The organism is uncultured Sphingomonas sp. (assembly GCF_964250165.1).
Taxonomy (GTDB): domain Bacteria; phylum Pseudomonadota; class Alphaproteobacteria; order Sphingomonadales; family Sphingomonadaceae; genus Sphingomonas.
The window spans coordinates 1-5,506 of record NZ_CAXUEK010000114.1 but is presented as its reverse complement, the minus strand read 5'-3'; the positions used below and the strand labels follow the sequence as shown (position 1 = coordinate 5,506).

8 protein-coding genes are annotated in these 5,506 nt (G+C 68.9%); all 8 read right to left on the bottom strand.

Features of this window, described 5'->3' with window-relative positions; genetic code table 11:
- Positions 1 to 573: preprotein translocase subunit SecY (locus ACFE64_RS14810; protein WP_375393226.1), on the bottom strand; the 573-nt coding region annotated here is incomplete at its 3' end.
- A 262-nt stretch (positions 574 to 835) separates the two neighbouring features.
- A complete protein-coding gene (rplO, locus tag ACFE64_RS14805; RefSeq protein ID WP_375393225.1) occupies positions 836 to 1,375 on the bottom strand; it encodes a 50S ribosomal protein L15 in 540 nt (179 codons plus the stop codon).
- A gap of 92 nt (positions 1,376 to 1,467) precedes the next feature.
- Entirely contained in the window at positions 1,468 to 3,369 is a 1,902-nt protein-coding gene (locus tag ACFE64_RS14800) for a CocE/NonD family hydrolase (RefSeq protein WP_375393224.1), read from the bottom strand.
- 153 nt (positions 3,370 to 3,522) lie between these two features.
- Positions 3,523 to 3,702, bottom strand: coding sequence for a 50S ribosomal protein L30 (rpmD, locus tag ACFE64_RS14795; protein WP_375393228.1), 180 nt, complete (start codon positions 3,700 to 3,702; stop codon positions 3,523 to 3,525).
- 5 nt (positions 3,703 to 3,707) lie between these two features.
- On the bottom strand, positions 3,708 to 4,514 hold the full coding sequence (gene rpsE, locus ACFE64_RS14790) for a 30S ribosomal protein S5 (RefSeq protein WP_375393223.1): 807 nt from the start codon (positions 4,512 to 4,514) through the stop codon (positions 3,708 to 3,710).
- 2 nt (positions 4,515 to 4,516) lie between these two features.
- The gene (gene rplR, locus ACFE64_RS14785; RefSeq protein ID WP_375393222.1) at positions 4,517 to 4,867 is read right to left on the bottom strand and encodes a 50S ribosomal protein L18; all 351 of its coding nucleotides are present in this window, start codon (positions 4,865 to 4,867) and stop codon (positions 4,517 to 4,519) included.
- A complete protein-coding gene (rplF, locus tag ACFE64_RS14780; protein ID WP_375393221.1) occupies positions 4,864 to 5,397 on the bottom strand; it encodes a 50S ribosomal protein L6 in 534 nt (177 codons plus the stop codon). The genes rplR and rplF overlap by 4 nt, the downstream gene beginning before the upstream one ends.
- Positions 5,397 to 5,506, bottom strand: a 110-nt coding sequence (rpsH, locus tag ACFE64_RS14775; protein ID WP_375393227.1) for a 30S ribosomal protein S8, incomplete at its 5' end; no start/stop codon positions are given. The genes rplF and rpsH, both read right to left, overlap by 1 nt.

Here is a 5,506-nt window from a genome sequence, read left to right as displayed (position 1 = left end):
GTTGCCGATGCCGCGGCTGGTGATCTGCTCGCCCAGCCACATTAGGAACATGGTGCCGCCGATCAGCGAGATGACTGCCGCCATGCGGAACAGCGGCCCGGGCTCGACCACCGCCTGAATGCCCTGGTTGGCCCCGATCGTCTCCAGCCCGCGCGCGATGAAATAGCCCTGGATCGCGGTCAGCGCGACGGTGCCGTAGCGGGTATACTGGTTCAGCTTCTTGCGCCCGCTCTCGCCTTCCTTCTTGATGGCGTTGAGCTGCGGGCTGAGCGAGGTCGCGAGCTGCACCACGATCGAGGCCGTGATGTAGGGCATGACGCCGAGCGCGATCAGGCTCATGCGCTTCAGGCTGCCGCCCGAGAAGGTGTTGAAGAAGTCGAGCACACCGCCGTTGGTCTTCTGGCTCAGCAGCCCCAGCGCGGTCGGGTCGATGCCGGGCAGCGGCACGTAGGACAGCAGGCGGAAGATGATCAGCGCGCCGACGGTGAACCACAGCCGCTTCTTGAGGTCGGTCGCCTGCGCGAACTTCCCCAGGCTGATGCTCTGGGCCATCTGGTCGGCTGCGGATGCCATCGTTCGACTAGTCCTGAAAACAAGCACGGCGGGATCAGGCTGTCGCCCGCCCCGCCGCCCATATAGGCGCGCATTGAGGCTTGTCTAACCTCTCCGCGTGTTACCCGTCATCCCCGCCGCTTTCCCTCCGTCATCCCCGCGCAGGCGGGGATCCACCGTCGGATGTTCTCTGCGTCGGGAATTATCGGCGCGAGTCGCCCCGTCGAACATGGATCCCCGCCTGCGCGGGGATGACGACGAAAAGAACGCGCCAAGCGGCGAATCACGCCTTGAACGTCGCCTTGTGCGCCTGGCGCTCCTTGTACTTGACGCCCTTCTTGGCCGCCGCCTTGTCGCTCGCGGATACGAGCTCGGGAACGGTGACGCTGCCGCCCGCCGCCTCGATCGCCTCGCGCGCGCCCTTCGAGACGCCGGCGACCGTGAAGCTCAGCTTGGCGGTCAGCGCGCCCTTGCCGAGCAGCCGCACGCCGTCCTTGCCGCCGCGCGCCAGGCCCGCGGCCTTGAGCGCCGCATGATCGATGTCGCTGCCGGTCAGCGTGCCCGCGTCCACCGCCCGCTGGATCGCGCCCAGGTTCACCTCGGCATAGTCCTTGGCGAAGATGTTGTTGAAGCCGCGCTTGGGCAACCGCATGTGGAGCGGCATCTGGCCGCCCTCGAAGCCGGCGATGGACACGCCCTCGCGGCTCTTCTGGCCCTTCTGGCCGCGCCCGCCGGTCTTGCCCTTGCCCGAGCCGATGCCGCGGCCGACGCGCATCCTGCCCTTGCGGGCGCCGGGATTGTCGCGGAGTTCGTTCAGATTCATGGTCGTGCACTCGCTTTCGCTATGGTCGCGCGGGTTGGTGGAAGCCGGCGCGCATAGCGGGGCATGATCCGCTTGTCACCCCTTGCGGGGGCTCATCGCACGACCGGCAGGCTGACATAGCTCGCGCCCGCCCCGCCGATCACGACCTTCTGCGTCGCTTTCACATAGTCACCCGGCCGCGCGAAGAAGATGTTGGGCACGAACCGCTGCGGGTTGCGATCATACAGCGGAAACCAGCTCGACTGCACCTGCACCATGATCCGGTGGCCGGGCAGGAAGACATGGTTCGCCGTCGGCAAGGCGAAGCTGTATCGCAACGGCACGCCGGCGGCGAGCGGCCTGGCGACGGCGGGATCCTCGCGATACCGGCCGCGGAAGATATCCATCGCGATCGCGAACTGATACCCGCCCATCATCGGCTTGTCCGGCACCTCGTCCGGGTAGACGTCGATCAGCTTCACCACCCAGTCGCTGTCGGTCCCGCTGGTCGAGGCGGTCAGATGCACCCCCGGCGACCCGGCGATCGTCACCGGCGCGGTCAGCACGGGGCCGGTGAAGGTCAGCACGTCGGGCCGGCTCGACACCGGCCGCTGGTCGTCCGCCAGCCAGCTATGCCATGGGTTCGCGTCGCCGCCGCCGCTCTGGGGCCAGTTCGGCCGCGCCTCATAGGTGACGGGGCTCGCCGGGTCGGAGACGTAGTCCGCGGTCGCCGCCGCCGGCGCGGGGTCGTACCCCAGCGTCATGCCGGGCCGCAGATACAGCCGCGTCGTGCCCTCCTCACCCGACCAGCGCTGCAGCCGCTGCCATCGGTTGGTGCCGCTCTGGAAGGCGGTGACCGGCGCGACGTCCATCGGTTCGCCCTTGAGATAGTGCGCGAGGAACGGCGCCAGCACGTCGCGCCGCCACTGCTTGGACGTGTCCGCATCCCACTCGATCGCGCCCAGTCGGCTGCCGTTGGAGATCGCCTGACCATGATACCACGGCCCGATGCTCAGGAAGAGCAAGTCGTTGTGCGTGTCTTTCGGCTCCAGCGCACGGTACACCGCCATCGCGCCATAGATGTCTTCCTGGTCCCACAGGCTCTGGACCAGCATCGTCGGCACCTTGAGCGGCAGGCGGCCGAGCACGCGGTCCATCGCCTGCTCCTGCCAGAAGGCGTCATAGGCCGGGTGATCGGTGATCTTGCGCCAGAAGCCGATCTGGTCGAGCCCATGCGCCTGCGCCAGCGCCCCCGCAGAGCCCGCGCGCAGGTAGAGGTCGTACTGGTCGTGGATGCTGCTCGTCCACGCGCTGCTGTTGTCGCGCGTCGCGACCTGCTGCCAGATATAAGGCATGCCGTACTGGCGGAACGCGCCGTTGTGGAACCAGTCGTCGCCGCGCCACCCGTCCACCATCGGATTCATCGGTACCGACACCTTCAATGCCGGGTGCGGGTTGACCAGCGCCATCAGCGGCGTGAACCCGTCATAGCTGATGCCGATGATGCCGACGCGACCGTTCGATTCGGGCAGGTTCTTCACCAGCCAGTCGATCGTGTCATACGTGTCGGTCGCATGGTCGACGGCGGTCGGATTGAGCGCGGTGCCGGCGAGCGGCCGGTTCATGACATAGCCGCCGTCCGAGCCATATTTCCCGCGGACGTCCTGGACGACGCGGATGTAACCGGCCGCGACGATCACGTCGGCGGCATTGTCATAGCCCTGCAACACGCTCGCCAGCCGCCCGCTGTTCGCGTTGCCGGTCAGCTTCTCCGCATTGTAGGGCGTCCGCGTCAGCAGGATGCCCGCCCCGCGCGCGCCCTTGGGCACCAGGATCACGGTATGCAGCTTCGCCCCGTCGCGCATCGGGATGTCGATGACGCGCCGCGTGAAGTCCGCGTCCGGATCGACGACGGGCCGGAGCGTGGCGGGCCGCTCGTCATAGCGCTGGGCCGTGACGGCGACGGGTGCGACGCCCGCGGCAAGCGCGCCGGCGGCAAGCAGGTGACGGAACATGATCCCCCTCTTTCGGCGCGCCGCTGGCCGGGCGCGCCGCCGGATCATGACCGGTTCGCCACCCGCATCACAACGAAAAAGGGCGCAGCGGTCATCCCGCTGCGCCCCTTTCCGCCTAGCGATACGGGTTGCCGCATCACCATACGCGAAGGCTTACCCCTCCACCACCTCGACCATGTGATGCACTTTGCGGATCATCCCCCGCACCTCGGGGGTGTCGGTCAGCTCCGACACCCGGTGCATCTTGTTGAGCCCCAGCCCGATCAGCGTCGCGCGCTGATCGCCGGTGCGGCGGATGGGCGAACCCGTCTGCTTGATCTTGATCGTCGCCACCATCGTTACTCCACCAGCGCCGCGGCGTCGGCTTCGGCAGTCTCGGTCGACTGGCCCTGCCCGCGGCCGAGCAGGTCGGCGATCTTCTTGCCGCGCCGCTGCGCCACCGCCTTGGGGTTGGTCTGGTCGCCGAGCGCCTCGAAGGTCGCGCGGATCATGTTGTAGGGATTGGACGTGCCGACCGACTTGGTCACCACGTCGGCCACGCCCAGGCTCTCGAAGATGGCGCGCATCGGGCCGCCGGCGATGATGCCGGTGCCCTGCGGCGCCGCGCGCAGCGTCACGCGGCCGGCGCCGAAATGGCCGTCGGCATCGTGATGCAGCGTGCGGCCCTCGCGCAGCGGCACGCGGATCATCGCGCGCTTGGCCGCCGCCGTGCCCTTGGAGATCGCCTCGGGCACCTCGCGCGCCTTGCCATGGCCGAAGCCGACCCGGCCCTTGCCGTCGCCGACGATCACCAGCGCCGCGAAGCCGAAGCGCTTGCCGCCCTTCACCGTCTTGGACACGCGATTGATGTGGACGAGCTTCTCGATCAGCTCCTCGCCGCCCTCGTCGCGCGGGCCGCCGCCGTCGCGCCGCGCGCGGTTGTTGTCGCGCCCGCCGCGATTGCCGCCGGGGCCGCCGCGGCCACGGCCGCCGCCACCGCCGCCGCCGGGACCGCCGCGGCCACGGCCACCGCCACCGCCGCCCTGATAACCGCCACCCGGGCCGTTCGTCGCGGGGCCGCCGGTGTTAGCGCCGGCAGCACCGGCGGGAGCCTCGACCGCGGCAGGATTGCCGGGCTGCGACTGGATATCGTTCGTGTCGGCCACTCTTAAAACTCCAATCCGGCTTCGCGCGCCGCCTCGGCCAGCGCCTTGACGCGGCCGTGGAACAGGAAACCGCCACGGTCGAACACGACCCGGGTCACACCGGCCGCCCTGGCGGCCTCCGCCACCCGCCGGCCCACCGCGGTCGCGGCGGCGACGTTGCCGGTACCGCCCTCATGCCCGGCAAGCGTCGAGGCCGCGGCGAGCGTGCGGCCCGCCTCGTCGTCGATCACCTGGGCATAGATGTGCTTGCCGGACCGATGCACGTGCAGCCGCGGCCGCGTGCCGCTGCGCGCGCGCAGCGTCGTGCGGTTGCGCCGCCGGCGCTTCTCGAAAAGCGAAAGACCCTTGCTCACTTCTTCTTCCCTTCCTTGCGGAAGATGAACTCGCCATCGTACTTGATGCCCTTGCCCTTGTATGGCTCGGGCTTGCGCCAGCGGCGGATCTCCGCGGCGAGCTGGCCGACCTTCTGCTTGTCGGCGCCGCTGATCTCGACGGTGGTCGCGTCGGGCGTCTTGACGTCGAGCCCTTCCGGAATGTCGATGTCGACGTCGTGGCTGTATCCGAGCTTCAGGTTGAGCTTGCGCCCCTGCGCGGCGGCGCGATAGCCGACACCACTGATGAGCAGCTTCTTGGAGAAACCCTCCGTCACCCCGGTCACCAGGTTCTGCACCAGCGTGCGCTGCATGCCCCAGAAGGCCTGCGCCTGCCGGGTGTCGTTGGCCGGTTGCACCGAGATGCCGTCGTCGCCCACATTGTAGCTGATGCTGTCCGCCAGCTGGAGCGACAGGGTGCCCTTGGGGCCCTTCACGCTCAGCGCGCCGTCCGCGATGCTGGCGGTGACGCCGGCCGGGACCGGAACCGTCTTCTTGCCGATGCGGCTCATCAGAACACCTCCGCGAGCACTTCGCCGCCGACATTCTGCTCGCGCGCCTCGGCGTCCGAGAGCACGCCGCGCGGCGTCGAGACGATGGTGATGCCCAGCCCGTTCATCA

Excerpts from the sequence above, each read along its gene's own strand:
- rplO (WP_375393225.1), bottom strand. The coding sequence starts at position 1,375 with ATGAATCTGAACGAACTCCGCGACAATCCCGGCGCCCGCAAGGGCAGG.
- ACFE64_RS14800 (WP_375393224.1), bottom strand. The coding sequence starts at position 3,369 with ATGTTCCGTCACCTGCTTGCCGCCGGCGCGCTTGCCGCGGGCGTCGCA.
- rplF (WP_375393221.1), bottom strand. The coding sequence starts at position 5,397 with ATGAGCCGCATCGGCAAGAAGACGGTTCCGGTCCCGGCCGGCGTCACC.